This window comes from Bacillus sp. LBA3-1-1.1, assembly GCF_040676495.1.
GTDB classification, from domain to species: Bacteria; Bacillota; Bacilli; order Bacillales; family Bacillaceae_G; genus Bacillus_A; species Bacillus_A nitratireducens.
Genome location: NZ_JBEGIB010000019.1, coordinates 1 through 24,977, shown reverse-complemented (window position 1 = coordinate 24,977; position 24,977 = coordinate 1). Strand labels below are relative to the sequence as shown.

38 protein-coding genes and 1 pseudogene are annotated in these 24,977 nt (G+C 34.6%); 9 read left to right on the top strand and 30 right to left on the bottom strand.

What is annotated here, in order from left to right; all coding sequences use genetic code 11:
• The 8 genes from MRBLBA3_RS16900 to MRBLBA3_RS16865 form a co-directional block, all read right to left on the bottom strand.
• Positions 1-238 (bottom strand): gamma-type small acid-soluble spore protein (locus MRBLBA3_RS16900; RefSeq protein ID WP_363382485.1); only part of this gene is annotated, 238 nt, incomplete at its 3' end.
• Between the two features lie 38 nt (positions 239-276).
• Positions 277-405 (bottom strand): hypothetical protein, encoded by a 129-nt coding sequence (locus MRBLBA3_RS16895; RefSeq protein WP_363382482.1) that lies wholly within the window; start codon positions 403-405, stop codon positions 277-279.
• Positions 406-440: 35 nt separating this feature from the next.
• Positions 441-2,099 (bottom strand): terminase TerL endonuclease subunit, encoded by a 1,659-nt coding sequence (locus tag MRBLBA3_RS16890; RefSeq protein WP_363382479.1) that lies wholly within the window; start codon positions 2,097-2,099, stop codon positions 441-443.
• Positions 2,096-2,431: a P27 family phage terminase small subunit gene (locus MRBLBA3_RS16885; RefSeq protein ID WP_363382477.1), complete on the bottom strand. Its 336-nt coding sequence runs from the start codon at positions 2,429-2,431 to the stop codon at positions 2,096-2,098. Before MRBLBA3_RS16885 ends, MRBLBA3_RS16890 begins: the two co-directional genes overlap by 4 nt.
• Positions 2,432-2,584: 153 nt before the next feature.
• Positions 2,585-2,920, bottom strand: a complete 336-nt coding sequence (locus MRBLBA3_RS16880) for an HNH endonuclease (RefSeq protein ID WP_016127470.1) — start codon at positions 2,918-2,920, stop codon at positions 2,585-2,587.
• Positions 2,907-3,170, bottom strand: a complete 264-nt coding sequence (locus MRBLBA3_RS16875) for a hydrolase (RefSeq protein ID WP_070142285.1) — start codon at positions 3,168-3,170, stop codon at positions 2,907-2,909. Before MRBLBA3_RS16875 ends, MRBLBA3_RS16880 begins: the two co-directional genes overlap by 14 nt.
• 56 nt (positions 3,171-3,226) lie before the next feature.
• On the bottom strand, positions 3,227-3,394 hold the full coding sequence (locus MRBLBA3_RS16870) for a hypothetical protein (RefSeq protein WP_016127472.1): 168 nt from the start codon (positions 3,392-3,394) through the stop codon (positions 3,227-3,229).
• A 564-nt stretch (positions 3,395-3,958) separates the two neighbouring features.
• On the bottom strand, positions 3,959-4,474 hold the full coding sequence (locus MRBLBA3_RS16865) for a DUF3231 family protein (RefSeq protein ID WP_000512143.1): 516 nt from the start codon (positions 4,472-4,474) through the stop codon (positions 3,959-3,961).
• A gap of 345 nt (positions 4,475-4,819) precedes the next feature.
• Here MRBLBA3_RS16865 and MRBLBA3_RS16860 point away from each other — a divergent pair, with 345 nt between their 5' ends.
• Positions 4,820-5,125: a WGxxGxxG family protein gene (locus tag MRBLBA3_RS16860; RefSeq protein ID WP_070142284.1), complete on the top strand. Its 306-nt coding sequence runs from the start codon at positions 4,820-4,822 to the stop codon at positions 5,123-5,125.
• Positions 5,126-5,579: 454 nt separating this feature from the next.
• Here MRBLBA3_RS16860 and MRBLBA3_RS16855 read toward each other — a convergent pair whose 3' ends face one another.
• The 5 genes from MRBLBA3_RS16855 to MRBLBA3_RS16835 all read right to left on the bottom strand — a co-directional run bounded on the left by MRBLBA3_RS16855 (position 5,580) and on the right by MRBLBA3_RS16835 (position 7,853).
• On the bottom strand, positions 5,580-6,050 hold the full coding sequence (locus tag MRBLBA3_RS16855) for a DinB family protein (RefSeq protein ID WP_363382473.1): 471 nt from the start codon (positions 6,048-6,050) through the stop codon (positions 5,580-5,582).
• A 342-nt stretch (positions 6,051-6,392) separates the two neighbouring features.
• A complete protein-coding gene (locus MRBLBA3_RS16850; RefSeq protein ID WP_363382471.1) occupies positions 6,393-6,935 on the bottom strand; it encodes a site-specific integrase in 543 nt (180 codons plus the stop codon).
• Positions 6,935-7,417: an ArpU family phage packaging/lysis transcriptional regulator gene (locus tag MRBLBA3_RS16845; protein ID WP_363382468.1), complete on the bottom strand. Its 483-nt coding sequence runs from the start codon at positions 7,415-7,417 to the stop codon at positions 6,935-6,937. The genes MRBLBA3_RS16850 and MRBLBA3_RS16845 overlap by 1 nt, the downstream gene beginning before the upstream one ends.
• A gap of 27 nt (positions 7,418-7,444) precedes the next feature.
• Positions 7,445-7,615 carry a hypothetical protein gene (locus MRBLBA3_RS16840; RefSeq protein ID WP_363382466.1) on the bottom strand — a complete coding sequence of 57 codons (171 nt, stop codon included), beginning with the start codon at positions 7,613-7,615 and terminating at the stop codon, positions 7,445-7,447.
• Between the two features lie 115 nt (positions 7,616-7,730).
• A complete protein-coding gene (locus MRBLBA3_RS16835) occupies positions 7,731-7,853 on the bottom strand; it encodes a DUF3983 domain-containing protein (RefSeq protein ID WP_363382463.1) in 123 nt (40 codons plus the stop codon).
• 195 nt (positions 7,854-8,048) lie between these two features.
• On the opposite strand from MRBLBA3_RS16835, the gene MRBLBA3_RS16830 reads away from it, so the two are divergent.
• Both MRBLBA3_RS16830 and MRBLBA3_RS16825 read left to right on the top strand, forming a co-directional pair.
• Complete coding sequence (locus MRBLBA3_RS16830; protein WP_016134311.1) at positions 8,049-8,333, top strand: DUF4183 domain-containing protein; 285 nt, start codon at positions 8,049-8,051, stop codon at positions 8,331-8,333.
• A 433-nt stretch (positions 8,334-8,766) separates the two neighbouring features.
• Positions 8,767-9,345 (top strand): hypothetical protein, encoded by a 579-nt coding sequence (locus tag MRBLBA3_RS16825; protein WP_363382459.1) that lies wholly within the window; start codon positions 8,767-8,769, stop codon positions 9,343-9,345.
• A gap of 505 nt (positions 9,346-9,850) precedes the next feature.
• Here the strand turns inward: MRBLBA3_RS16825 and MRBLBA3_RS16820 are convergent.
• From MRBLBA3_RS16820 to MRBLBA3_RS16770, 12 genes and pseudogenes are all read right to left on the bottom strand, one after another.
• The gene (locus MRBLBA3_RS16820; RefSeq protein WP_328022488.1) at positions 9,851-10,105 is read right to left on the bottom strand and encodes a hypothetical protein; all 255 of its coding nucleotides are present in this window, start codon (positions 10,103-10,105) and stop codon (positions 9,851-9,853) included.
• Positions 10,106-10,119: 14 nt separating this feature from the next.
• Entirely contained in the window at positions 10,120-10,293 is a 174-nt protein-coding gene (locus MRBLBA3_RS16815; protein WP_363382457.1) for a DUF3954 domain-containing protein, read from the bottom strand.
• 27 nt (positions 10,294-10,320) lie between these two features.
• Positions 10,321-10,515, bottom strand: a complete 195-nt coding sequence (locus MRBLBA3_RS16810) for a hypothetical protein (protein ID WP_363382454.1) — start codon at positions 10,513-10,515, stop codon at positions 10,321-10,323.
• 2 nt (positions 10,516-10,517) lie between these two features.
• Positions 10,518-11,381 (bottom strand): ATP-binding protein, encoded by an 864-nt coding sequence (locus MRBLBA3_RS16805; protein WP_363382451.1) that lies wholly within the window; start codon positions 11,379-11,381, stop codon positions 10,518-10,520.
• Positions 11,323-12,204: a DnaD domain-containing protein gene (locus MRBLBA3_RS16800; protein ID WP_363382448.1), complete on the bottom strand. Its 882-nt coding sequence runs from the start codon at positions 12,202-12,204 to the stop codon at positions 11,323-11,325. Before MRBLBA3_RS16800 ends, MRBLBA3_RS16805 begins: the two co-directional genes overlap by 59 nt.
• Positions 12,205-12,210: 6 nt before the next feature.
• Positions 12,211-12,387 carry a hypothetical protein gene (locus MRBLBA3_RS16795; protein ID WP_363382445.1) on the bottom strand — a complete coding sequence of 59 codons (177 nt, stop codon included), beginning with the start codon at positions 12,385-12,387 and terminating at the stop codon, positions 12,211-12,213.
• Between the two features lie 230 nt (positions 12,388-12,617).
• Complete coding sequence (locus tag MRBLBA3_RS16790) at positions 12,618-12,815, bottom strand: hypothetical protein (protein ID WP_000665324.1); 198 nt, start codon at positions 12,813-12,815, stop codon at positions 12,618-12,620.
• A 12-nt stretch (positions 12,816-12,827) separates the two neighbouring features.
• The gene (locus tag MRBLBA3_RS16785; RefSeq protein WP_001072886.1) at positions 12,828-13,592 is read right to left on the bottom strand and encodes a phage regulatory protein; all 765 of its coding nucleotides are present in this window, start codon (positions 13,590-13,592) and stop codon (positions 12,828-12,830) included.
• 16 nt (positions 13,593-13,608) lie between these two features.
• Positions 13,609-13,765: pseudogene (locus tag MRBLBA3_RS20110) on the bottom strand (DUF6906 family protein).
• Positions 13,766-13,933, bottom strand: a complete 168-nt coding sequence (locus MRBLBA3_RS16780; RefSeq protein ID WP_363382441.1) for a hypothetical protein — start codon at positions 13,931-13,933, stop codon at positions 13,766-13,768.
• Between the two features lie 85 nt (positions 13,934-14,018).
• Positions 14,019-14,288, bottom strand: coding sequence for a hypothetical protein (locus MRBLBA3_RS16775; RefSeq protein WP_363382491.1), 270 nt, complete (start codon positions 14,286-14,288; stop codon positions 14,019-14,021).
• Positions 14,289-14,388: 100 nt separating this feature from the next.
• Positions 14,389-14,616 (bottom strand): helix-turn-helix domain-containing protein, encoded by a 228-nt coding sequence (locus MRBLBA3_RS16770; RefSeq protein WP_363382438.1) that lies wholly within the window; start codon positions 14,614-14,616, stop codon positions 14,389-14,391.
• A 158-nt stretch (positions 14,617-14,774) separates the two neighbouring features.
• On the opposite strand from MRBLBA3_RS16770, the gene MRBLBA3_RS16765 reads away from it, so the two are divergent.
• Entirely contained in the window at positions 14,775-15,407 is a 633-nt protein-coding gene (locus MRBLBA3_RS16765; RefSeq protein WP_363382435.1) for a LexA family protein, read from the top strand.
• 77 nt (positions 15,408-15,484) lie between these two features.
• Positions 15,485-16,642 (top strand): tyrosine-type recombinase/integrase, encoded by a 1,158-nt coding sequence (locus MRBLBA3_RS16760; protein WP_363382432.1) that lies wholly within the window; start codon positions 15,485-15,487, stop codon positions 16,640-16,642.
• A gap of 115 nt (positions 16,643-16,757) precedes the next feature.
• Here MRBLBA3_RS16760 and glnA read toward each other — a convergent pair whose 3' ends face one another.
• The 4 genes from glnA to hflX all read right to left on the bottom strand — a co-directional run bounded on the left by glnA (position 16,758) and on the right by hflX (position 21,244).
• Positions 16,758-18,092: a type I glutamate--ammonia ligase gene (gene glnA, locus MRBLBA3_RS16755; RefSeq protein WP_212087730.1), complete on the bottom strand. Its 1,335-nt coding sequence runs from the start codon at positions 18,090-18,092 to the stop codon at positions 16,758-16,760.
• Positions 18,093-18,140: 48 nt separating this feature from the next.
• Positions 18,141-18,530: a transcriptional repressor GlnR gene (gene glnR, locus MRBLBA3_RS16750; protein ID WP_000656784.1), complete on the bottom strand. Its 390-nt coding sequence runs from the start codon at positions 18,528-18,530 to the stop codon at positions 18,141-18,143.
• A gap of 175 nt (positions 18,531-18,705) precedes the next feature.
• On the bottom strand, positions 18,706-19,977 hold the full coding sequence (locus MRBLBA3_RS16745; protein ID WP_328022475.1) for an aminotransferase class I/II-fold pyridoxal phosphate-dependent enzyme: 1,272 nt from the start codon (positions 19,975-19,977) through the stop codon (positions 18,706-18,708).
• Positions 19,970-21,244 carry a GTPase HflX gene (hflX, locus tag MRBLBA3_RS16740; RefSeq protein WP_363382489.1) on the bottom strand — a complete coding sequence of 425 codons (1,275 nt, stop codon included), beginning with the start codon at positions 21,242-21,244 and terminating at the stop codon, positions 19,970-19,972. The genes MRBLBA3_RS16745 and hflX overlap by 8 nt, the downstream gene beginning before the upstream one ends.
• A gap of 92 nt (positions 21,245-21,336) precedes the next feature.
• Between hflX and MRBLBA3_RS16735 the strand changes: the two genes are divergently transcribed.
• A complete protein-coding gene (locus MRBLBA3_RS16735; RefSeq protein ID WP_363382427.1) occupies positions 21,337-21,960 on the top strand; it encodes a trimeric intracellular cation channel family protein in 624 nt (207 codons plus the stop codon).
• 99 nt (positions 21,961-22,059) lie between these two features.
• Entirely contained in the window at positions 22,060-22,197 is a 138-nt protein-coding gene (locus MRBLBA3_RS16730; protein WP_176535408.1) for a hypothetical protein, read from the top strand.
• A 32-nt stretch (positions 22,198-22,229) separates the two neighbouring features.
• Here MRBLBA3_RS16730 and spoVK read toward each other — a convergent pair whose 3' ends face one another.
• Positions 22,230-23,186: a stage V sporulation protein K gene (gene spoVK / locus MRBLBA3_RS16725; protein ID WP_000438191.1), complete on the bottom strand. Its 957-nt coding sequence runs from the start codon at positions 23,184-23,186 to the stop codon at positions 22,230-22,232.
• A 113-nt stretch (positions 23,187-23,299) separates the two neighbouring features.
• Between spoVK and MRBLBA3_RS16720 the strand changes: the two genes are divergently transcribed.
• Complete coding sequence (locus MRBLBA3_RS16720; RefSeq protein WP_363382423.1) at positions 23,300-24,259, top strand: tyrosine-type recombinase/integrase; 960 nt, start codon at positions 23,300-23,302, stop codon at positions 24,257-24,259.
• Between the two features lie 117 nt (positions 24,260-24,376).
• Positions 24,377-24,977 (top strand): collagen-like protein (locus MRBLBA3_RS16715; protein WP_363382420.1); only part of this gene is annotated, 601 nt, incomplete at its 3' end.

Genomic DNA, 24,977 nt, shown 5'->3' with positions numbered 1-24,977 from the left:
GTGCGTTCGCTTGTTTTACTGCTTGTACACCTGTTTCAGTTGCAAATTCTGTACCATAGTTAGCATTTGCACTTTGAGCGCCAGAAGCTTGCACTTTCTTAGCTTCTGATTGTGCGTTCGCTTGTTTTACTGCTTGTACACCTGTTTCAGTTGCAAATTCTGTACCGTAGTTAGCATTTGCGCTTGGAATGTTAGCACCAGAAGTTGCCTTGTTATAACCTTGTTGTTTTTTACTCATCTATTTCACCCCCATAATTAATACTGTAACCAATTCAATTAGAAGCTATCCGTAATTTTCTTTTTACAAATTTCCGCATAAATTTGAGAAGTAACCCTTTCATTTTTTTGAAACTCCTCAAGGTTTATTTGATTTACCTTTTTTCTAAAAACATCAAATATTTCCACTGAATCTTCTCCTTGACTTTTCATAGTTGACCTTATTAAAACTTAATACCATCTAGCATAAAGTCGAATTCCTCCACAAGAATGTTATCCGCTTGCCATAATGCATGGATAAAAGCTTGGAATCCATCTGTTTTTCTTTTAAATTCATCCTTTTTTAGATACTCTTTGTTGCCGTCTTTTTTGATGTGGACGTATACGTTGTTGGTGTACCAACGCATTAATGGATTATCTCCAAAAATAATGCGATTGTTTGCAAATAACGTTTCAACTCGTGGAGCTAAAAGTGAATGAATTGCTTTTGGATTACGAATATATAACAATATGAAACCTTCAGCTTCAAGCGCTGTTTTAACTAGATCAAGACGGAATGTATCGGCTACTATTGTGTTAAATCCGTATATCTCACGCATTTTTACAAACCAATCTACAATATGTGAGATATTAATAACTGGTTCGTCCACAATTGTTAGCAAGCCATTTTCAGCCCATTCATAAATAGGTGCTTTTAATTTCACCTTATCTAAAAACCCTTTACGTACAAATGAATGACTTTTCCAAATATAATCCTCACCATGTTTAAACAGTAAGCCGACCGATGCGAAGTCTTTGATGCTGGCGAAGTCGAGGCCGCCCACAGCTGTTTTATGTCTTAGATCTGGAACTTCTCTAAGTGTTTCTCTATCTTCTTTAAAACCAGTACGCATGATTTCTTCCCACGGAGCAACAGACTTTGTTAAATCTGTTTCAGGGTAGTTCATACGTTTCGTTATAAATTCTTCGCGATTAGATGGGTTATTTGCTAATTGTTTATACTGTGTAAGTACCTTTTTAAATAACCCTTTAGCATAAGGGCTTCTCGGTTCACTAAACATTGGATTAGCTTTTTCCCACACATCAAGGTTATCAATTTCTTCTGGATTATCAATCTTACAGATAAAAGGAAACAATGGATCTTCTAAATCTTTACCTTTTAGAATATTCATAGCTCGTTCTTTCGTCTTGTCTAAGAATCCATCACGAACAAATCCATCTGTTCCAATAAAAAATTCTCTAGCATTTGGCACTTTTCCAAGTCCACTAGAGAATACGTTAACTACATCAAAATTTTCATATCGATGTATTTCATCATAAATAACACAACCATCACGAAGTCCATCTTTAGAACTTGCATTAGATGTGTGATATTGCATAACGCTTTTTGTATCGTTACCAAGAATTTCAACCTTAGTACGGTAAAACATGTCTTCTAATACTTCTTTACCTTCAATTACATCATACACTTCACGAAAAGAAACCTTTGCTTGCTTCTCATTGTTGGCCACAATTGAAACATTGTATCGATCTATTCCGTGTAATGGACTAATAAAGAAATGGCATAGCGATGAAATCAAACCATTTTTACCGCCACCACGAGCCATCATAATTAAAAATTGCTCGTAAAAAACAGAATCATCTTCTTTATAAAAAAGAAAAACAAATGCTGTTAAGAATTTTTGAAATGGTTGCAATTTGAAGTACCATTTCTCAGTGAATTTTATATAATTTTCATGCATTTCATTATGAAAATATAAATCATCACGTATTAAAATGTATTTCTCCAGGTACTCCATTAGCATTATGCGCTCTTTGTTTAGCTTAATTTTCCCTGTCTGATACATTTCAATATATTCATAGACGTATTGATTTTGAATCATGTTAAATCTTTAACTGAGCGCGTAGTTTTTTGAGGTACATTACTTACTTCAGCAGATGCTTCCAAACCAAGCGCGCCTAAAATCTTTATCATTCGATCATTGGTTTTATGTAAATCATTAATAGAAGGATTGGATTTCGGGCCATGCATACCAGATACTTTAATTCCCGTTTCTTCAATATCATCAACAAGAATACACTTTAAATCCCATAATGATAAATAGTCTTGGATTAGGTCTGCATAATGATTACCCACAATCTTTTTTTCTTTTAATTGATTGGTTAAATCTTTTTCAATTCGTTTTCGCATTGTTTCACGTTTGACTTTAGCCACTGTACCCCCTCCTCTCTGATTTACATTACTTCCCAATTTAATATAACGCGTGAAAATGCTCGTAAATTTGGAAAATCGACCCCCTCCTCCGGTGCCCCTTAGAGCATTTTTTGATGAAATATTTTAAGGGGGGGTGTTATTACTGAATCATTTTTACCACTTTTCATCGTGTTCCCATTTGTTCTGTTTCTTTTTGAATATTCTACCGTGTTCTTTATTATGGCAATCCACACATACTGTTTCGAGATTGTCGATTTCTAATGCAAGTTCTGGATGATGTTCAAGTTCTTTTTTATGATGGACAACTAACTGTATCTTCTTACGCTTTGCACTCTCACTGTACTCATTGGTATCCGTTTGTACTCGACCGTTTCGTTTACATTCCTGGCATTCGTAGTTGTCACGCTTCTTTACTTGTTCACGTGTACTCTTCCAATCACTACTGTCATAGAACTTACGCTTCTGTTGTTTGGTTTTATATTCTTTCATCTGTCTTTACCCAGCGTGTTTGATTCCCTCTATCTCTTTCCAATAAATCTTTTATTGGTGTTTGCGTGAGATATTCTACAGAGTAAAACATTGGCTTCTGTTCATACAGCTTATAATACTTAAATCGATTAACATCAATCCCAACCTTCTTGTACGCCTTCTCATTAGGCTTAAGGTATTTGATGTATGCTTTCTTATCAATGGGTATAAGACCAAGTGCAGCAATCCTATCGTTTAAAACGCTATCCAATTACCTTCACTCCTTAACCAAAATAAAAAGCACCCGAATGGATGCTTAGATTAAACTTATTCATTATTACTTTCTCTACTTTCATCATCATCTGATTTTGGGTCTAACATGCTTCCTATATCAGGCGGCAAAGTTAACTCTATGCCAGCTACTGGCTGATTATCCTCATTAAAATAATACTTCTTCACCTTATTCAATTCTTCATTTTTCTTATTTTCACTCATATTACCCCGCCTTTTATGTATGATATTAAATACTTTACTTAATATGTACATTGAGAAGGATAATATACTATTCTTTCAATCCTCACACTACCCATGCAATTTTTGCATAATGAAAGAGCAACCGTGCACCAGTTGCCCTTTCGTCAAAATCTTTTGTTATTACTATATAAATACGGTATTTATTCTTGTTCCAATCACTTAATACCGTTACATTCATTCGCTCCCACAATATTAAGTAACTGGAAGAAGAGCAAAAGCCCTTCCCCGTTTACACAACGTAAATTGCAATTGAATGTGGAATCAAGAAACAACTGGTCATCCAATCCGCAACCATCGCCACCGGTCATGACGATCCATTTTCATTTATCAGGAATTTTGTGAGAAATGTTTTTCGCCACTACTCACAATACAAATATAACACGCTAATTCCAAAATAACCGGTACATATACTGCCAAAAAGCGGTCATGACTCTGCCACTTATTTTAATTCGCTAATAACCTTTATTTTCCTAGACTACCTCACTGCAACAGCCATAAAGAATAGATTGAATTTTTATTTAGTTATTATGCTTGATCTGATTGTAGAACATGTAATGGCGGTGGAATAATCCAACCTTTTTTCTTATTCAGACGAAGTAATATAGCTCCAGCTTGTGCTTTTTTCATATGAAATTGACCAAACATCATTCCAACATCTTCTCGAAGAGATTGTCCCATAGCTTGACTACATGCTACTAACCCAGCAGCAAGATCCATAGAAACTTTAGCTGCAATTTCTGCATCATTAATACGAGCACCAGGAGGAATCGTTTCAATAGATGCAACTGGTCTTTCTGGAGGTGCTGGTGGTAATGCAACACCATTCAATTTCAAGATATTTTTTAATTCTTCAACTTCTGATTGGATATCATTCTCTACAAGGTTCTCTAAAAATTTCTTTAAATCCTCGTCTCCTGTATGGTTAATAAGAACTTGATATCCAGCAATCGCGCCTTGTGCCGCTGCAAGATAACTCCAAATCCCAAAGACTTCTCCGTAGTGCATTGGTTCATTTTGTGGATTTCCACTTAAAATACCCATAAAAATATTCCTCCTTAAAGAAATTAGACTTTTAGCAACAATACTTACTATAGAAAAAATTTTCCCAATCATGTTCTTGATTAAAGAAAATAAGTTCTTATAACTCATAAGGAACACCTTACCCAAATATAGTAATTACCTCTCATAGAATGTACCGTTACCAAAAATTTATTCTTATAAAGAATAAATACATTTCAATTAACTTAATCCATTATTATAAGTACTTTTAATAATAAAAATTAAAGATGTTTATCGGAATTTCAATTCAAATGGTTTTATATATTTTCAACTGAATATTGTCTAAAGGAACTGGAAACATTACTAAATACGAAAGGAGGGAAAACCATGAAGAAAAAACTTTCATCTATTTTAGGTGCCCTATTACTAACTATTATGGTTTTTGGTACAAACGTCCATGCTGAATACGATGGATATAATACGAATAGAGTTAACAATAATAATATTACAACTCGAGTTAATGACAATAACATGAATAGAGTTAATAATGATGTGAGAACTCGAAATGTAAATACGACAAATGATTTAAATGATAATCGTGATAAAAATAATAATTGGGCTTGGCTTGGTTTATTGGGACTAGTAGGATTATTTGGTCTTAGAAAAAAAGACAAAGAACCAGAAAGACGTTAATGTAGAACATTGCATTTAATTTTAAAAGATATTTATTTATTAAAAAAATGCAAAATGAATAAATTATGAATCGCCTTTAATAAGGCGATTTTTTATTTTTTTAAAATCAATAACAATCGTATAAAAACGGATACTATTAATCGGAAACAATGAATTTCTTAACTTGATGGTAATGGAGCGTTACGTTCATTTGATGAACTACGCTTCTTTTTTATGCCGTTTCTTCACTTACCCATATCTTATATTGTGTGTAACTGAGCCCTTTGCTGAATCCCTTGCTATCAGTGATTTCATTTAACTTTCTCTTTTGAGTTACACAGTACGAAATTTATGAGTAACTGTATAGGGATACCACCAGCATTTTGCAAGACAACCTACACTATGCGGAAAAATACAATAAGCTGCCCATGTGGACAGCTTATTTACATAATTCTCGTTAGCGGAAGTTATGTTATTAATCCCAAATATTAGGGCGTTCAATTTTCATTGTTCTTAAATAATCTAAGAGTTGTCCCGTATGAACTGCTTCATGATATGCTATACGCATTAACATATCCCCTAAAGAACGAATATACCCTACATTTGAACGATCAATTTTAATTGTATTTAGATCTTCATTAGAAAAAGAACGAACAGTATCTAAAAATTGTTTGTGATATATCTCAGCAAAATCCAGTTCATCTTCGACAGATAAAAAAGGTCTGTTTTCAAATGGAGAATTATACTCTTTCAGACTTCCCCTATTTTCAATAGCCAGATGATAATAATGCTCTGATTCTAGTACATGTCGAATCATTTCTAAACAAGTCATAGCTTTTTCATCTGGTTTCCAATCTAATTTATCCTTAGGGATTGTTTCCCATATTTTTATACTCCGCCTTCTAACTTCTGTTAAGTTTAATAATAATAAATCAATTGTATTCATTTATATTTCTCCTCTCACTTAACCTCATAAATAAATTTACCAAATTTTCTAACAAATAGCAAACACTCGTTCTTATCCATGAATATAGTATTCATGCAAAGTTAACATAACGTCCTATTATCAGTAGCAATGAAAAGGGGAAACCGTACTCTCACCAAGGAAACTTCTTTTTTTGTTCTATGGATCTATGCATTTTTTTATACATTCCTATCTTGGCGCGGTTTTAGGGTTCTTGTTTGTTATTGGATTAGCCGAAAAACTGTATAAAATTTCGCATGCTCGTAGCGTAGTTTTTTTCAAAAATGCTGCGATACCCCTGATTTAAAAAGAAATAAGCAATGATTAGATTTTAAACCTAGTCATTGCTTTATCCATTTCATCTTGGTTTACACCTATATAACGTAACGTGACCTTCTCTGACGAGTGATTGAATATCTCCATTAGTAATGCTATGTTTTTCGTTTGCATGTACATGTGATAACCATATGTCTTTCTTAATGTATGTGTGCCTATTTCATCTAATCCAAACTCTGCTGCCGCTCCGCTTAATATCTTATATGCCATGCTACGACCAATAGGACGATTCTTACCCTGCCTACTTTGTAATAGATACTCACCGTCTACTCTTTCTTCAATAAACCATTTAAGTTCTCTTTTCAATGCTGCAGTAATTTGTATTCGTTTCTGTTTCCCTGTTTTCTTTTCCCTCATAGATATATGACTTCCTTTGACATCACCTATCTTCAATTTCAAAATATCAGAGATTCTAAGACCTGTATTAATTCCCATAATGAAGAGAATGTAATTACGCAAGCTCTTTTCCTTAAAATACTCTTTTAACTGCTGTATTTCTTCTGGATCACGTATCGGTTGAACAAAATTCATTATTCATTACCTCCAGTCTCTTCTATCTCATAAACTTCTAATCCAAGTGCAAAAGCAAGTTTATAAAACGCTTTAGACTTCCAACGTCGATAAGTACGCTCTGACATTCCAATTTCGTTGTAAACCATATAATCACACATATCCTCTTCTTCTAAATAACGTTTACAAATAATATCCCTTTGGATACTTCCTGCACGTCCTTTTCCTAATCGATTTAGAAACTGATCAATACGTAATGACATCCCTTCAAGCCATTCTTCTCGTTTACTTTGTTGAATATTTGCTATAGCAACATCTTCTAACGGTTTTCCAACTGCATGTGTAGGACCGTGCTCACGCATTTCATAAGAAAGAGTGACTTTCATTTCTTTACGCATCATCCCAAATTGCCTATGTATACGTACGCTTTCCAACACACCTTCTAATTCCTCCTGTGTTGCTACTCTATCGATTTTTGGTAAGAAAGATAATTGTTTAGTCATGTAAGACCACTCCTTTTTATTTTTAAATTACTTTTGTCTTAATGCTCCACGTCTACGTTCATAACGCGGTCCACGAATTCCCATTAAATCTTCAATATCACGAGTACTTAATTTCTCTTTTCGCTTTTTCTTGTTTTTCTTTTTTACTTGATTAGATTGCTTTTTCCATTCATGTAATTGATCTCTTAGCACCTTCATTTCCCTATCTCCCTTTTCAAAATAAAAAGGACACCTATTCCTAAAACAGCTGTAATTACTGCTTTAATGAATTGGTGTCCTCTAGTTTTCTAGCCGGACTATATTCAGTTTCTTTTCACTTTAAAATACCAGCTTGTACAAAAATGTTTCTCCAAGTATTTTTAACTCTATATTTTTCAAAGGATTTCGCACGTCGAGCAATAGCTTTTCTGGTTTTCTTTTTCTTTAATTTAGACATTTCTCTTAACCTCACTTTCTATTCAAAGGATTATTTTGTTTAAATTTATACAACATCTATTAAAAACATAAGAATTATACTTTTTTACTAGTATACAAGCCGTATCTTTTAAAAGAAGCACAACATAGAATACAATACAGGACAAGGCTTTCAAAAAACTTGTCTGAGTTAATTCTTAAAAAGGGGTGAACATAAATGCCTATCGTTAAACCTTTTATAGCTGGAAGACGATTTGTAAGTACAGCAGCAACAGGAACTGTCGCTGGAGCGGATTTAACTTTTGCTAATACAGACTTTACTGATGACACTGGCGCTGTAACAACATTTCCTGCTTCTTATGCTTTTTTTACGCTTTATATTAATGGCGTTATTCAGACAGGTGATACTATTACTGGTGTGACTACTACAGCTGCTACTATTGTAGGAGGAGCCGTCCTAGATGGAGGTACTCCTATTGCAATTGAATTTACAATAACGTAGATTTAGTTGTCTTTTTAGAGGTTTCATTAAAAGAAACCTCTAATTTTAAAAACTGACATTAATTTTAGTAGCAACTACATAATACAGTGCATATACTAGTATAGAATGATAGGCATTTATACTCACTCTCGAAAAGAGCACTTATATATAGTGCTCTTTTTTAGCTTCCTCTTTTCTACAAAATGAAATTTTTATTAGATTATTTTCGCATAACATTTTCAACTCTGTTCATACTATAGTTGTAATTCGCAATTACAAAAGCAATATTTGATAAGCACCGTTTTCTTTTCTTAACAGGACAGCTAGCTAATCACGCTAGCTGTTTTATTGTATAAAATAGCGTTTTTGTTTAATCTTCAACCTATCTCTACAAATTATGCAGGACTTACATTCCTGAATGTCGAAAATTGACAGAGTTAGGAGGTGTATTTTAATGAAATTTCAAGAAGAATATGAAATATTGAACTCTATAAACCCTGATAAAATACTAGAAATTGCATTTGACTTTAAAAAGCATAGAATTAAAATCTTCTTTTCTAACAAAGAAGAAAATCGATTTTTGGTTCTTGTGTGTGAAAATAGTAAAATCTCATTTGTTAAAAATTACCCAGTTTTTTTCAAAAATGGTGTTGCTAATATCGGTATGCACTGGGGCCATTACTATACATACGCTATAGGGTTAAGTAACACAACAAACCCAGGATTTACCGAGTTTCAGAAAAAACTTAAAGAGTCGATCCAAAGTGTAGTCAACTCAAATGATGATTTTAAAATCTCTTTCCTTGATAGTCGTGACGGCATACAAAAAATCCAAAATGCCAACAGGAAGTCTGTGCTTCCTAATGAAGCAATTTATTATCATTACACCCGGAGAACACCTATTACTGATAAGCAATTTGAGAAAGTAAAAGATTTGCTTGGTAAAGACATAGCTATACATTTAAAAAACTCAAATGTAACGGCTGTCTTCACATCAGATATCACTAAGCAAAAAACATTCGTTCTTCCTTAGACCAGTGATAAATAGCCGGCAGGTATTATTGACTGACACAAGTTTAACTACATCGGTATAGTACTGGTATAACTGAACTTGTGTCAGCATTTCATTTGATGATTCTAACTAATCTAAATTATCGTTTCATATGCCTTTCTTAAGTCCATTTCCATTCTCCCTTTCTTTCAAATAACGCTTTGGTTATAAAGTACAGATATTTTCTATGCACTCGTGATATGTCTCTTTCGGATGTTTCAAATAAAATTGTTTTTCCGCTTCCGTTTCGTTTTCCGCTATTACTTTAAATGTTTGAGTTTGGCAAGAAAATCGGTTGCAAAAAGCTACTAAGAAATTCTTCATCTAATCACCTGCTTTTCTACAAAATTCAAATTTGGTCTTACTTCACATCAACACAATATCTGTACATCCTCATGTAGAGAACTCTTCTGCTAATACCATTTGATTCAGACTGCTTATATTCCTCATCAGTTAGCCAACGATTGAAAGTCATCATTTCCCCCTCCTAATCTAGTGCCAAAAATTCAGATCTGGTACGATTCGAACAACTTATCCTAATCTTCTGAATACCTTTCCCATGCTCTTCTATCGCTGCATTCCAAGCTTCAGTTTCAGTCTTAGCATCAAAGCAATCCATCTTTTGCCGTTCCTCTTTATCGTAGAAATGTACTTCATAGCTTGGATTCAAAAACTTTTCACTGGTACTTATCGCTCTATAGTTGAAACTACCTATAACATCATCAATTGTTAATTGCTTCATAATCGCATCTCCAGTTATTTTATTTTTTCGGTACTTGTAGTTGATACACGATCAACTTTTCCACCTTGCCAAATAATCGTTTGCTCTCCGAATCCTGTTGCTGGAGGATTCAACAGAGTAACCTCACCATTTTTGACCACATAAATTTTATTATCCGTAACATCGATTTCAATTTTCATAGGCTTCATACGACTGAAATCCCCCTTTTTTTCTTGTTAGCTAACTTTTTGTTGTTGATTACGTTGTAACTCTTGCTTCATTGACTCAAATCGTACCAACCATGCTTCCCAGCGCTTTTTATTTTCTGCTTGCTGTTGTTTTGCCACCTCACAATTGCAACTGTTCGTTTCAATTACACCTGGATAAGTTTCTCTACGAATAATTCCTGTACCCTGACATAATGCACACATTGTTATCCCCTCTTTTTAAAATTGCGTAATCTATAATTATCGCCATGCATTTCTAACATTTCAGCGTTTTCCATCATTCGACTAAAATCACGTTCTCCATACATTCCTGCTAATTCACCAATGTTAAAGTTGGTAGTAAATAAAGTGCTTTTACCTATACGACTATCAACAATCTCATTCGTTTTTGTTTGTTTCCAAGTGACCCCTTCTTTATCTTTCTCCGTAAATTCCGCTCCAAAGTCATCGATAATCAAGACATCAACTTTTGCTAGAAGGGACATAAGCTTGTCCTCTGTCATTTCACTGTTTTTATTCCAAGTAGATTTGATTTTAGTAAATAACTTATTCATTTGAATAAACATTGCACTATGACCCTTTTTCATAAGTTCTTTAGTGGCTGCCACACACAAATGACTTTTTCCTACTCCGTAATCACCCGTTATAATCATGCTCGTTGGTTCTTCCTTATTGAATGAAGCAACAAAGTTCATAATTGTTTCTTTAGCATCAGCTAACTCTTTCTTAGTTGGTACATAATTTTCAAATGTGGCTTTTTTTAGTTTGTCATTTATTAAACTGTTATCAGCAAATGAATCATATAAGTGAATAATTTCATTTTTCTTTTTTATAGCTAGTGTCTCTTTAGCTAATTTTTGATCTTCGTTTTCTACCGATCTACATTGAGGACAAAATTCCTCATTTGTTTCTATATCTATCAACATGCGTTTGCTGCAAACGTCTTTAAATTTTTCTTTCCCTACTAAAAAGACATTCTTACATCTATTAGGAGACAATACGTATCTTTGACTAGTGTTTCTTGAAGTCGTATTTGTCGATGAAGCTACTATCTTTTTGATTGCTTGCATTGTTTTTATCTCCTTTTTTACCTTTGTTTTTAAACTCAATTTCTGACGCATGTACATCTGCTAATGTACGAATGTTTTTATTAACCCACTGTTTTAAAATCCCCTCAGCGTAGTTCCATTTTTTCTGTTGTTTCAATGCACGTTCCATGGATGCTTGTACAAGTTCTTCGCTTGTATCGTTTGCCCATTGGGTAATACTATCAGCTACGAATGGATTTAAAATCCCAAAATTATTTTCATAGAATGAGAAGATATTACTACTACTTACATTCTTTGTAGTATTCTCTGTAGTAATCTCTGTATTTGTCTTTACTTCTAAGTTGGGAGAGTCCTTACTTAGAAGTAAAGAGGGTGATGACTTTGGAGTAATAGGGCTCTTTACTTCTAAGTAACCAGGGACTTCTGTATTTTGATACATACTAGAGATCAGTTTGATTTCATTTGCTACCGGTTCTACAAACATCACATTATTTAAAACTTTCCCTTCAACATGGATAGTTCGAAATTCAACTTTGATAAGAGTCATTTCCGTTAACAAATCACATGCCCTTTTCACCTGTAATTTTGAAAACCCGAATGTTTCTGCTAATTGTTGATAACTCTTTTGCAATTTATCTGATTTGAATTTTTTCTTGTATGTTACTTTTCCACTTTCTTCATCACGGATAACCGTAGGTCTGTACCAATAAACGATTTCACTTAAAATCATAATTGCTACAATATGAGGTTTGCCGTTGCTAAAAGTGATGTAATTAAACCATTCATGATCTACCACATTACCTTTAAAAGTTAATCCACCAATTTCAAATACAGTGTTTGTCATAAACTATTACCTCCTAATACAAATCGCCAGATGTGCTTGTCCGTTTTTAATAATTTTTTGAATCTCATACTGTGGATAACCAACACTAAGATACTGTTCAACCATTCGTTTTAATTCATCTTTGCTTTTTGCTAAGTTCCAGAATTTATTAGGTAATAACACTTGATATTTAATCAAATCCATGTACTATTTCTCTACTTTCCGTGATACACTTATAACAACTTGTTTTTTGAAAAGGACCCACTGCAATGGGTCTTTTTATTTTCCTTTACATCACTCCAAGCCCATTGTTTTATTGGTTCGTAAGTAATATAAAACAGCCATGCACTACATTCGATTAACATTCCGAATATGGCTAACAATGTTGAATCTTCCACTAAATCGCTCCCTTTCTATATAAATTCAGCATATTATTAATCATCAATTTCAACTGTTACATGGTGAATCTGTGTTTTTAGAGAAACCTGTTGTGTAAGTATGATAGTTGATGTTGGTTCACCGTCTTCAATTAACCTCTTAATCTTACGAGCTGCTTCTGCTTTTGATTCACACTCGTAAGCATTTAGACCATATCCCCTGTTGTGAAGTACAAAATATTTAGTTTCCTTCATTTTCTTTTCCTCCTATTGAACTTCCGTCATATTTATTTGTGCATTTATAGCCCTGATTTCTTCGTCCAAAATTGTCGGAACTGAATATTCTTCATTAATGATTTGAATAGCTCTATCTAAATGATGACGTTTAATAGCCTTATAGCTATTCACGCCGAACTCCCTATGTAGTTGACTATAAATATCACTATATAATTTTCTTCTAAGGCTAATATCCCGGTATGCATTAGAATCCTTACCACCTAATAGAAGAACCCCTAACTTTCTTACAGCCTTTGATATTTCATCACATTCGACAGCATATAAAGGAGCATTTTCTCGTAAGTCCTTTACCTCAGATTTAATAACTTGAATCTCCTGAGTATGCCCCTCTAAAGCTTGAAACGTTAGTTTTAAAACACCCATTGGATCTGTAGGTATTTTTTGCTGATTTTGTATGTGTTGTTTCATGCGTTTAAATTCTTCAATAAACTTAATTTTCATTTGAACAGCTTCTTTTGTGTTATAACTCATAACGACTAATGTAAAAGCTTCCTCTGTTAGGTCAACTTTAGGATAATGACGTCCTCTGTTTTCATAAGTTCGCTCGTGAAAATTTACGAGCGAAAATTCACGACCTGCATAACCCATTTGCTTGCGAATATCCTTCAATACGTTGTCATGGGTTTTATCAAATACTTCCGCAATCATCAAGCTATCTGTAACAACTTCTCCGTTGCTTTCAAATACCAGTTCACTATGTATTGGCGTTTCATTCACTACAGTTAATTGATTCATTTGAATTTCCTCCCAACTACAAACTCGGAATAACCTTAGTTTTTTTTCATATTGCGATGTACCAAATGTAATTCGTTACTTACTTTTTTGAAAATTAACCAATTATCAGGATTAAGATTGTATGACTTAATATGACTCTTTTCCTTCTTGGTTGGATTTTTACCGTTCTTCAATTAACTCACCTTCCTTCGAGATGAAACATTACGGCTCATTGCGTACAATCGTTTCTTTGCTTCTATTTCCATAGCCAGTAACAATGTAGGATTGCTCTTTGCTTCGGTACATCGTTTGACAACTTCATGTGCTTTCATTAATTTTGTCGCTGTGAATACTCCGTTCATTTTTTCACCACCTCTCATTTACTTTCGATAAATAACGACTTCATTTTTCGACATTTTACAGGCAAAAAAATAAAGCCCTTATTTATCAATGTATTGGCTGTTCCTTTATCCACATCAGTAAAAAACATTCAGTTTCTACTGCTGGGAAGTACCATTTTCCACCTATTTTGTATTTCGGAAAACGTTCATCGTAGAAGAACTTCTCTTTGATGGTGTTTTCACTCATGCTTGTTTGTTTACACAGCTCTTTCATATCCCACAAAGTTTTTCTTCGCTCAATTTGATTGAGCCGCTTTCTTAACTCTTCTAAAAAACGTTGCTCAATCACTTGGTTATCTATTTGAATGTTAAGCATATTTTCACCTTCTTTCTCACCAAGAAAATTCGACATTTATTCCCCCCAAAAAGTGAGGATTTCTCCCCATCACCCTACTACCTTTAAACGGTAGTTAAAGTCAAAAAAAATCTTCATCATACTTTCCATCATTAATAATAGGTAATCGAATACAATCAGATGGTATTTTGTATACTATAGACGCTTTCTTCAAAACGTGACCTGGAATAGCTGTAATACCTTGTTCGTAATTTCGCAGCGTTTTTCCAGTAACATCGAGTAATTTCGCAGCTTCTTCCTGTCTTAATTCAGCATTAACTCTCGCCGCTTTTAATGTTATCTGAAACATATAATTACCTCCTTTCGTTAATTTCTAAACTCAATATACTACCTTTAAACGGTATAGTCAATACTAAAAAGTATAAAAAATACCTTTTAAAAGTATTTTACCCCTTTACACAACTACCGAAAAACGGTAAAATAATATTAGAAAGCGAGGTGATATCAATGAATAGCCAACAACAAATGAAAGATATTATGGCAAACAACTTAAAAAAGCATGCTAGTAAAAAAAGTGTTTTCCAATCAGATATAGCCAAAGAATTAGAGTTACCAGAAACAACCGTTTCTAATTGGTTTAAGGCTAAAACATATCCAAGGCCCGATAAAATACAAATGTTAGCTGATTATTTCAAGATTAATCGATCTGACTTAACTGAAGATAAACCTTCAAATATATATGAAGCTCCTATTCACCCAGTAAAGGTACCTATTTTAGGAAAGATAGCTTGTGGATTACCTATATGTGCAGAAGAAAACTTTGAAGGATACCGTTATGAAATGCCTGATATGTTACCAAGAGGTGAAGTATATTATCTAGAAGCTAAAGGTAATTCGATGGAACCCACTATACCTAATGGATCATTTGTTTTAATTAGAAAACAAGATGATGTGGAAAATGGAGAAATTGCTGCCGTTCAGGTTAATGGAGATACTGAAGCAACCTTAAAAAGGGTAAAGAAACAAGGTGATGTCATAATACTAATGCCTGATAACACTTCATATGAACCCTTAATTATTACAGAGAGCACTCCTGCACGAATCATTGGTAAAGCAATAAGATTCACAAGAGACCTTTAAATTTCTAGCGCTAGCAATTTAACACCAAAGAGTAGGCGACGGTCTACTCTTTTTAAACAAAAGAAAGGGGCTAACAAATGGCTAGTTTTCAAAAATATAAAAAGAAAGGGTCGAATAAAGATTTTTGGGAATATCGAATACGATATAAAGATTCAATCACTCAAAAGTTTAAAGAGAAATCTAAAAAAGGATTTACCAGTAAAGCAGAAGCCAAAATAGCTGCTGAAGAAATGGAACGACAATTACGCGAAGGAACTAATCCAACTGGCGAATCTATGAAAGAATACCTCATTACATGGTTAAACGAATATAAAAAAGGAACAGTAGCAACTAATACATTTCTCTCACATCAAAACAACATAGAAAAGCACATTGTTCCTTATTTTAAAAACATTCTTTTAAAAGATTTCAAACCAGTATTATATCAAAAGTTTATTAATTCCCTAGTCGATACCGGCTACAGTAGACGTACCATTGAAATTGTTCATGGAACTATGAATAACGCTATGGAAAAAGCAATAATTCTAGAAAAAATCCCTAAAAATCCTTGTATAGGAGTAGAAATAAAAGTAAAAGCAAACGAACCTGAAGTGAAATTTATTGAATCAGATCGAATTGCCGACTTTTTGAGGGAAGCTTATAAATATGATTATATTTATTGGATTTTTTATAAAGCTCTTATTGAAACAGGAATGCGAAAAGGAGAAGCTGCAGCATTACAATGGACTGACATAGATTTAAAAGAAAAAACCATCACTATTAACAAGTCATTGGACTTTAGATTAGCTTCTAAAATTCCTGAAATGATGTTTGGAGATACAAAAAACTATAATTCAAAGCGAACTATCACTATTAGTGAAGGACTAGCTAGCGATTTACGCTTTCACCAGAAGTATCAAAACCAGAATAAAATCGCATTAAATGATTGCTACTACTTTGAATTCAATTTAGTTTTCTGTAGAAACGATGGAAATTATCTACCTAAGTCCAGTCTTTTCAATTCTTTCTCTAGAATTTTAAAGAAAACAAATTTGCCATCATTACCTATCCATTCATTGCGTCATACACATGCTGTATTACAGCTTGAAGCTGGAGCAAGTATGAAGTATTTACAAGAACGTCTTGGACATGGCAGTATGCAAATTACCGCTGATGTATATTCCCACATTAGTAAGAAGCTAGATCAAGAAACAATGGCCAAATTCGAGGAACATATGCGAAATATCTTAGAGTAATTTTTAAGATATTTGTGGGCATTTTGTGGGCATCAATTTTAAGTGCTCAAATTATAATTATTTTGCCCACAATAAAAAAACCCTCAACACGTTATGTGTCAAGGGTTTAAGTCTCTTAGTATAGAGACATATATTGATCGCGTTCCCATTGGTGAACTTGAGTTCTAAAGATATCCCACTCAATCTCTTTTGCTTCAATGAAGTGCTCAAGTAAATGATCACCTAATGCGCCACATACGATTTCATTAGATTGTAAAGTAACTAACGCTTGCGCTAATGTTGCTGGTAAGTCAACGATACCTGCTTCTTCGCGCTCTTCTTTTGTCATTACATAGATGTTACGATCTACTGCAGCTGGCGGAGTTAATTTGTTTTTAATTCCGTCAAGACCTGCTGCCAATAATGTAGCCATTACTAAATATGGGTTTGCAGCTGGGTCAACACTACGTACTTCTACGCGTGTACTAATACCACGAGATGCAGGGATACGTACTAATGGGCTACGGTTTTGTGCAGACCATGCTACGTAACAAGGAGCTTCATATCCAGGTACTAAACGCTTGTAAGAGTTTACAGTTGGGTTTGCTACCGCTGTAAATGCTGGTGCATGTTTTAAAATACCTGCGATGAAGTGACGAGCATCATCACTTAATTGTAAATCACCGTTTTGATCGAAGAATACGTTCTCACCATTTTTGAACAGTGATAAGTTACAGTGCATACCTGAACCGTTCACACCGTATAATGGTTTCGGCATAAATGTTGCGTGTAAACCATGTTTACGAGCAATTGTTTTTACAACAAGTTTGAATGTTTGAATGTCATCACATGAGCGAATTGCATTTGCATATTTAAAGTCAATTTCGTGTTGCCCTGGAGCAACCTCATGGTGAGACGCTTCAATTTCAAATCCCATTTCTTCAAGTTCAAGAACGATATCACGACGACAGTTTTCCCCTAGATCCATCGGCGCAAGGTCGAAGTATCCACCGTTGTCGTTTAATTCTAATGTTGGATTTCCTTTTTCATCAACTTTAAACAGGAAGAATTCTGGCTCTGGTCCAAGATTGAAATCTGAGAATCCTAAAGCTTCCATTTCTTTTAATACACGTTTTAAATTGTTACGTGGATCTCCTTCAAATGGAGTACCATCTGCATTGTAAATATCACAAATCAAACGAGCTACTTTACCTTTTTCAGCTGTCCAAGGGAAAATTACCCAAGTATCTAAATCCGGATATAAATACATATCAGATTCTTCAATACGTACGAAACCTTCAATAGAAGATCCATCAAACATCATTTTGTTATCAAGAGCTTTTGTTAATTGGCTCACTGGAATTTCTACGTTTTTAATTACTCCTAAAAGGTCCGTAAATTGTAAGCGGATATACTTTACATTCTCTTCTTTCGCCAAACGGAAAATATCTTCTCTTGTGTACCTAGCCATTATAAATTCCTCCTTAGTCCCTCTAAACACCTTCAGAATCAGTTATCTTTAGTGAAAAAACCTTGAAATATCACCTTGTCGCAATGAAGTTCGATTAAATCTACCTGTATGTTGTAGTTCGTCTCGAAGTATTTTGCGAAGCTCAGTTTTTGAAATTTCTTTCGTTTCTTCTTTTACTTTCACTGTTTCTGTTTGATTTTCTTTCATTAGTAACACTTGTTTAATACCAGCCATATTCAAGCCTTGGTCTAATAAATCTTTAATCTCTAACAACTTATCTACATCGTTAAATGAAAATAATCTACGATTCCCCTTTGTACGGGTTGGAGAAACAAGATTATGCTCTTCATAATAGCGAATTTGACGTGCAGATAATTGTGTTAAATCCATAACAATACCAATAGGAAACAGCGGGGCAGAACGTCTATCTTCTTTCATTGTTTCAGTTCCTCCTTCGCCTTAACTGCTTCTCATTTTATACCATGTTATGTTTAGTGTCAATAGATGTTAGTTTTTCTTACATGATTTTTTTATAAATTTTTTCATTCTTTTTTCTAATGAAATAAATCATTACTTTCACACGAAAAAAGCTGTCGAAATCGACAGCTTCCCCTTAAGAAATTGTTAATAATTCTTTTTCAATTAATGCATCAATTGCAGAACAAATCGCAATTTTCACATGTGAATAAGTTAACCCACCTTGCACGTAAGCAACATAAGGCGGACGAATTGGACCATCAGCTGACAATTCAATACTTGCACCTTGAATAAACGTTCCCGCAGCCATAATTACATCATCTTCGTAACCCGGCATATAGTTGGCATATGGAGTGAAGTGAGAATTAATCGGAGATGCATATTGAATCGCTTGACAGAAAGCAATCATACGATCTTTATCATCAAATTGAACAGATTGAATTAAATCTGTTCTTGGTGCATTCCAAGCTGGTGATGTATTCATCCCTAACTTTTCTAAAAATGCAGCTGTAAAAATCGCACCTTTTAGCGCTTGTCCCGCTACATGCGGCGCTAAGAAGAAACCTTGATACATTTCTTGCAAACTGTATAAAGATGCCCCTGCTTCCGCACCGATTCCTGGAGATGTTAAACGATATGCACACGCTTCAACATACTGCTCTTTACCAACAATGTAACCACCAGTTTTAACAATTCCACCGCCAGGGTTCTTAATAAGCGAACCTGCCATTAAATCTGCACCAACATGACATGGCTCTTGCTCTTCAATAAACTCACCATAACAGTTATCTACAAATACAACTACATCAGGCTTAATTTCTTTAACAAACGCTATCATCTCTTTAATTTGTGTAACAGTAAATGACGGACGAGTAGCATAACCTTTCGAGCGCTGAATACCAATCATCTTCGTATTACTATGAATTGCGGCTGCAACAGCTTCAAAATCAACAAGCCCCTCTTCAGTAAGCGGAACTGCATTATAACCAATATTATATTCTTTAAATGAACCTACACCTTTTCCGCGTACACCAACGATTTCTTCTAACGTATCATACGGTTTCCCCGTTATGTATAGTAACTCATCTCCTGGACGTAAAATACCAAATAAAGCTGTTGAAATAGCGTGAGTTCCTGAAATGATTTGCGGACGAACAAGACCAGCTTCCGCTCCAAATACATCAGCATACACTTTCTCTAACGTGTCACGGCCAATATCATCATAACCATAACCTGTCGTCGGAATAAAATGCGAATCGCTAATTTTATGTTTACGAAAACTTTCTAATACACGAAACTGATTACTTTCAATTACTTCATCCGCACGTTTATGTACTTCTGTAATCTGGCTCTCTACTTCTTTTACGATTGGAGCAATTTTTTCTCCATTTTTCAAACGATCAAACATTTTTATTTTCTCCTTCTTCCACTAAAAATCTCTTTAATTGTCCATTAAGCGATGAATGAGCAAAAATATACCCTGCACAATCATATACAAATTTATCTTCTAGAAACTCCATCTTTGTTAATAGTGTTTCCGTCTTTAATAGCGTTAACAACTTACCTTCACTCGGAGGAATTTCCACTTGATAACAATCCATTTCTTCCTTCATCTGTTTTTCTATCGCTTCTTTTATATGCAATAAGTCACTTTCTTCAAAAGCACTAGTCATTAAGAAGTCACTTTTCGGAAATGGAATGAAATTTTGATGCAACTTATCTTTTTTATTATAAAGCGTAATAATAGGAATATGATTAATTTCAAGGTCTGACAATAATTCTTTTACCGTTTGTTCATGCCCTACGTAATTAGGGTCTGCCGAATCAACAACATGTAAAATAACATCCGCTTCACCAGCTTCTTCTAACGTAGATCGAAAAGCAGCGATTAGTGACGTAGGTAAATCTTGTATAAAACCAACCGTATCAGTCAAAAGCACGGTATAACCAGAAGGTAACGGCATTTTCCTTGTTGTCGGATCTAGCGTTGCAAACAATAAGTTTTCTTCAAACGTATCAGCTTCCGTTAATCTGTTAAACAACGTAGATTTCCCTGCATTTGTATACCCAATTAACGAAATTTGAAATACTTTATTATCTTTTCTTCTCTCACGATATCTTTTTCGATGCTCCACAACAACCGCAAGTTGTCTCTTTATTTCATCAATACGAGATCGAATATGACGACGATCTGTCTCAAGCTTCGTCTCTCCTGGTCCCCTTGTACCAATTCCACCACCAAGGCGTGATAAAGCAAGACCTTGTCCCATAAGGCGCGGCATTGTATATTGCAACTGAGCTAATTCTACTTGAAGCTTACCTTCTCTCGATTTCGCACGTTGCGCAAAAATATCTAATATTAGTTGCGTTCGGTCAATTACTCTTGCATCTAACACTGAAGATAGATTCCGAATTTGACTCGGTGTTAACTCGTTATTAAATATAATAACAGCTGGTTCTAATTCTTCAGTTAAAGCTGCAAGCTCTTCTAATTTACCTTTCCCTATATAAGTCGCCGGATGGAACTTCGGACGTTTTTGCGTCGTTGATACTAACACTTCCGCTCGAGCAGTCTTCGCTAGCGATGCAAGTTCTTTCATGGAATGCATAAATTTTTCATCATCATCTTGCGACAATTGACAGCCAACTAATATGACTTTTTCTTTTTCTTCCATCAAATATGTTCACTCATCCTTTTCGAAATTTAAACCTTCTAATATAATAGCAGAGGAAGCATATTTCATCTAGTTAGCGGGGGAGAAAATTCATGGCATGGGAGATTTTTAGCATCATAGGCACAATCGCCTTCGCACTAAGCGGAGCCATTGTTGCAATGGAAGAAGATTATGATATTTTCGGGGTATATATTTTAGGAATGGCAACCGCATTTGGGGGAGGTGCCCTTCGTAATTTATTGATTGGTTATCCAATCGTCGCATTTTGGCAACAAGACATGTTATTCCAAATCGCACTTTTATCAATGACGATTATTTTTCTTTTTCCAAATAAATTAATTAGACATTGGAAAAAGTGGGAAAACATCACAGACGCCATTGGCTTATCAGCATTCGCCGTACAAGGAGCACTATATGCTCAAAAACTAGATTTGCCAATTAGCGCTACAATCGTAGCTGCAGTTTTAACCGGCATCGGCGGTGGTATTATTCGTGATCTTTTAGCTCGCAGAAAACCTCTTGTCCTTCGAGCTGAAGTATATGCGTTTTGGACAATTTTAGCAGGTTTCTTAATTGGCGCTAAAATTATCGTTAGCGATTGGGCTCTATACACCTTATTCATTTTAATTGTTTGCTTCCGTATGATTTCTATTCATTACAAATGGCATTTACCGCATAGACGTATCGATACAAATGAACGTTCAGTGCATAAATAGCACTCTAACCTCTTTACATATCGTAAAGAGGTTTTTCTTTTCTAACGAGTTTTTCTTCACATAATGTTTATACTAATTTTTAAAGTGAGGTGAATACAAATGACAAACCACGTTAATAAAGGTGCTCAAAAAAGCTCAGTAGACCAAATTGAACACGATCCTAATTCAGCACACGAAAAAAGCGCTAAAATGGAGCGCTTCCATAAATCTTACCAAGAAAAAGCGAAAAAAGAATAAATACACTTATACACCAAAAACAGACGCACAGTTTACGTGCTGTGCGTCTCCTCTTCAAGCATCAAATCCATACTTGATATCCCAATCAAATCATATTTATCATACGTATCCTCTTGTAACAATCGCATAGCTTGTGTGCGAATTGATTTTTCAACAATATTCCGTACGTATCGCCCATTACTAAACGATGTAATTTGTGACGAATACTTTACCGCGTGTAAATGATCTCTAAATTTCCACTCTGCTTCTTTCGACAACTGATATTCACGCTCTTCATACATTCTCTTCCCAATTTCCAACAACTGATTTACCGAGTAATCCGCAAATTCAATAATAAACGGAAAACGAGATTGTAATCCTGGATTTAATGAAAGAAAATGATTCATCTCTCTTGAATATCCAGCTAAAATTAATACAAAACCGTGTTGCTTATCTTCCATATGCTTCACAAGTGTATCAATAGCTTCCTTCCCAAAATCCTTCTCTCCACCCCTCGCTAATGAATACGCCTCATCAATAAATAAAATCCCTCCCATAGCCTTCTTTATTAAATCCCTTGTCTTTTGTGCTGTATGACCGATGTACTCACCTACAAGATCAGCACGTTCAGCTTCAACTAAATGCCCTTTCGATAATATATTCATCTCAAACAACAATTTCCCTATCATTCTAGCAACGGTTGTCTTCCCAGTACCGGGATTACCCCTAAATAACATGTGAAGCACTTGCTTCTCAGACTTCAACCCCACCTCTTGCCTTTTTTTATTCACAAAAATCCAAGCATAAATTTCTTTTATTATCTTTTTTATATCATCCATCCCAACAAGTTTTCCCATCTCTTCTTCAATTCTCTGCAACATCTCATGTTTAGTAGTGGTTTCACTTGAAATTACGGCTTTATTTTCTGATGCCGGTAACGAAATTTTTTTTCGATGGTTTAATACAATATTAATTTGATTGTTATTTTTCTTGCGCATCGATTGTTCCATACAATCACCTCATTTTATCCACTCACCAAATATTATTATTCCAGTCTCTCTTTCAAATGCCTATTTTCAGAAAAGTTTGCTATAATATAAGAAATAATTAAGGTGGTGGGACTATGGAAACAACGGAATTCCATGATACAATACAAGCCTTTTCTATTTTTTTATTGAATATAGGTCGAAAGCCTTCAACCATTAAACGTTATGTTTATGACATTGAAGATTTCGGACATTGGTTAGAAAAAAACCAAAAGCTCCCTTCCAGTAATATATGGGCAACACTTTGTACAAAAGACTATGAAGATTACTTTTCCGACTTAAAAAAGAATCGACACTACTCAGAAAAAACAATGCACCGTGTATTTATTGTACTAAATAGAATGCATCACTTTCTAAATATTCCTAATCCATTAAAGAATATGGAAATCACTATTCAACCAGACCGTGCATTGCGCGATGAAGATTTCATTTCATCCGATGAAGAAAAAAGATTAAAGCATATAGTCACTTCATTAGAAGGACTTTCAGAAAAACAACGTCCTGTTCGTCCGTTATTAATGGATCGTAATATTTCCATTTTAAGTATATTAATCGACTACGGACTATCCTTACAGGAACTCACAGCACTAACTATGCATCACGTTCATTTCGAAACTAATACACTTTCTATTCCAGCAACCGCAGGAGTAGAAAGATCAATCACATTAACAACCGAAGATAAAAAGCAACTGTACACATATTATAAAAGTATTCCAGAACCAGTTCGCCCTAAATACCATAGTAACGATCCATTGTTTGTTGCATTCGATTTTAACCGCGGAACATTCAGATGGGTATATGAAAACGACGCACCAAAGGCATTAACAGAAATCGCTATCCAAAAAATGATCCGACTTGAAGTAGCAAGAGCGAATTTACGTAAAGGCATTTCTGGACAACACTTCCGAAACACTTTTATTTTACGCCTAATAAAAAAACAAACCCCAGAACCAGAGATCATAAAATTAGTTGGCTTCAAATCAAAAGTCTCACTAAAACGATATTATCAATACGCTGAAAATAAAAAAACGCCATAAAATAAGGCGTTTTTTTATTTTTTCTCGAAATAATCAATTTTACTATAACCATTTAACCATTTCCTGCATCTACTATGATGAGTTTCGTTCACATTCTCATTAGAAAGGAGAGGTTTAATGTCTCGTTATAACGACAATCAAAATAAATACTCCAAGCCATGCTTTCCAACTAGTGCTGGACGAATCCCCACTACTCCAACGATACCAATTACTAAAGCACAAATTAGAACATTCCGCGTAATCATTAACGATTTAATAAAAATAATCCCTAATCTTTTCGCCAATCCATCCCCAAAAAACATAGAAGACCTAATAGATACATTGTACCTACTGAGCAAATTCATTTGTTCACTAGACGCTACTTCCGCTCTGAAAGCACAAGCATTCGCCATTATCAAAAACTTAATAACTATATTAAAAAATCCGATCTTCGTAGCAAGTGCTGTATTTGTTGAACTTCAAATTTTAATTAATTATTTACTTTACATTACAAAGTTATTCCGAATTGATCCTTGTACACTCCAAGAACTCCTTAAATTAATTGCAGAGTTACAAACTACTCTAGTTAATTCAGCTTCGTTCGGCAGAGGACCTACCGGACCTCGAGGTAACACAGGCGCTACTGGTGCTACCGGACCTCGAGGTAACACAGGCGCTACTGGCGCTACCGGACCTCGAGGTAACACAGGCGCTACTGGCGCTACCGGACCTCGAGGTA

Coding starts and splice junctions, on each gene's coding strand:
- MRBLBA3_RS16845 (WP_363382468.1), bottom strand. CDS start 7,417: ATGACTAAACAATTATCTTTCTTACCAAAAATCGATAGAGTAGCAACA.
- MRBLBA3_RS16870 (WP_016127472.1), bottom strand. CDS start 3,394: ATGAGTGAAAATAAGAAAAATGAAGAATTGAATAAGGTGAAGAAGTAT.
- MRBLBA3_RS16830 (WP_016134311.1), top strand. CDS start 8,049: ATGCCTATCGTTAAACCTTTTATAGCTGGAAGACGATTTGTAAGTACA.
- MRBLBA3_RS16760 (WP_363382432.1), top strand. CDS start 15,485: ATGGCTAGTTTTCAAAAATATAAAAAGAAAGGGTCGAATAAAGATTTT.
- MRBLBA3_RS16890 (WP_363382479.1), bottom strand. CDS start 2,099: ATGATTCAAAATCAATACGTCTATGAATATATTGAAATGTATCAGACA.
- MRBLBA3_RS16820 (WP_328022488.1), bottom strand. CDS start 10,105: ATGAAGCAATTAACAATTGATGATGTTATAGGTAGTTTCAACTATAGA.
- MRBLBA3_RS16735 (WP_363382427.1), top strand. CDS start 21,337: ATGGCATGGGAGATTTTTAGCATCATAGGCACAATCGCCTTCGCACTA.
- MRBLBA3_RS16785 (WP_001072886.1), bottom strand. CDS start 13,592: ATGAATCAATTAACTGTAGTGAATGAAACGCCAATACATAGTGAACTG.
- MRBLBA3_RS16795 (WP_363382445.1), bottom strand. CDS start 12,387: ATGGATTTGATTAAATATCAAGTGTTATTACCTAATAAATTCTGGAAC.
- MRBLBA3_RS16770 (WP_363382438.1), bottom strand. CDS start 14,616: ATGTTTCAGATAACATTAAAAGCGGCGAGAGTTAATGCTGAATTAAGA.
- MRBLBA3_RS16855 (WP_363382473.1), bottom strand. CDS start 6,050: ATGAATACAATTGATTTATTATTATTAAACTTAACAGAAGTTAGAAGG.
- spoVK (WP_000438191.1), bottom strand. CDS start 23,186: ATGGAACAATCGATGCGCAAGAAAAATAACAATCAAATTAATATTGTA.
- MRBLBA3_RS16810 (WP_363382454.1), bottom strand. CDS start 10,515: ATGTGTGCATTATGTCAGGGTACAGGAATTATTCGTAGAGAAACTTAT.
- glnA (WP_212087730.1), bottom strand. CDS start 18,092: ATGGCTAGGTACACAAGAGAAGATATTTTCCGTTTGGCGAAAGAAGAG.
- MRBLBA3_RS16850 (WP_363382471.1), bottom strand. CDS start 6,935: ATGAATTTTGTTCAACCGATACGTGATCCAGAAGAAATACAGCAGTTA.
- MRBLBA3_RS16790 (WP_000665324.1), bottom strand. CDS start 12,815: ATGAAGGAAACTAAATATTTTGTACTTCACAACAGGGGATATGGTCTA.
- MRBLBA3_RS16780 (WP_363382441.1), bottom strand. CDS start 13,933: ATGAACGGAGTATTCACAGCGACAAAATTAATGAAAGCACATGAAGTT.
- MRBLBA3_RS16815 (WP_363382457.1), bottom strand. CDS start 10,293: ATGAAGCCTATGAAAATTGAAATCGATGTTACGGATAATAAAATTTAT.
- hflX (WP_363382489.1), bottom strand. CDS start 21,244: ATGGAAGAAAAAGAAAAAGTCATATTAGTTGGCTGTCAATTGTCGCAA.
- MRBLBA3_RS16860 (WP_070142284.1), top strand. CDS start 4,820: ATGAAGAAAAAACTTTCATCTATTTTAGGTGCCCTATTACTAACTATT.
- glnR (WP_000656784.1), bottom strand. CDS start 18,530: ATGAAAGAAGATAGACGTTCTGCCCCGCTGTTTCCTATTGGTATTGTT.
- MRBLBA3_RS16835 (WP_363382463.1), bottom strand. CDS start 7,853: ATGTCTAAATTAAAGAAAAAGAAAACCAGAAAAGCTATTGCTCGACGT.
- MRBLBA3_RS16800 (WP_363382448.1), bottom strand. CDS start 12,204: ATGACAAACACTGTATTTGAAATTGGTGGATTAACTTTTAAAGGTAAT.
- MRBLBA3_RS16720 (WP_363382423.1), top strand. CDS start 23,300: ATGGAAACAACGGAATTCCATGATACAATACAAGCCTTTTCTATTTTT.
- MRBLBA3_RS16865 (WP_000512143.1), bottom strand. CDS start 4,474: ATGGGTATTTTAAGTGGAAATCCACAAAATGAACCAATGCACTACGGA.
- MRBLBA3_RS16805 (WP_363382451.1), bottom strand. CDS start 11,381: ATGCAAGCAATCAAAAAGATAGTAGCTTCATCGACAAATACGACTTCA.
- MRBLBA3_RS16730 (WP_176535408.1), top strand. CDS start 22,060: ATGACAAACCACGTTAATAAAGGTGCTCAAAAAAGCTCAGTAGACCAA.
- MRBLBA3_RS16745 (WP_328022475.1), bottom strand. CDS start 19,977: ATGTTTGATCGTTTGAAAAATGGAGAAAAAATTGCTCCAATCGTAAAA.
- MRBLBA3_RS16825 (WP_363382459.1), top strand. CDS start 8,767: ATGAAATTTCAAGAAGAATATGAAATATTGAACTCTATAAACCCTGAT.
- MRBLBA3_RS16775 (WP_363382491.1), bottom strand. CDS start 14,288: ATGCTTAACATTCAAATAGATAACCAAGTGATTGAGCAACGTTTTTTA.
- MRBLBA3_RS16880 (WP_016127470.1), bottom strand. CDS start 2,920: ATGAAAGAATATAAAACCAAACAACAGAAGCGTAAGTTCTATGACAGT.
- MRBLBA3_RS16765 (WP_363382435.1), top strand. CDS start 14,775: ATGAATAGCCAACAACAAATGAAAGATATTATGGCAAACAACTTAAAA.
- MRBLBA3_RS16840 (WP_363382466.1), bottom strand. CDS start 7,615: ATGAAGGTGCTAAGAGATCAATTACATGAATGGAAAAAGCAATCTAAT.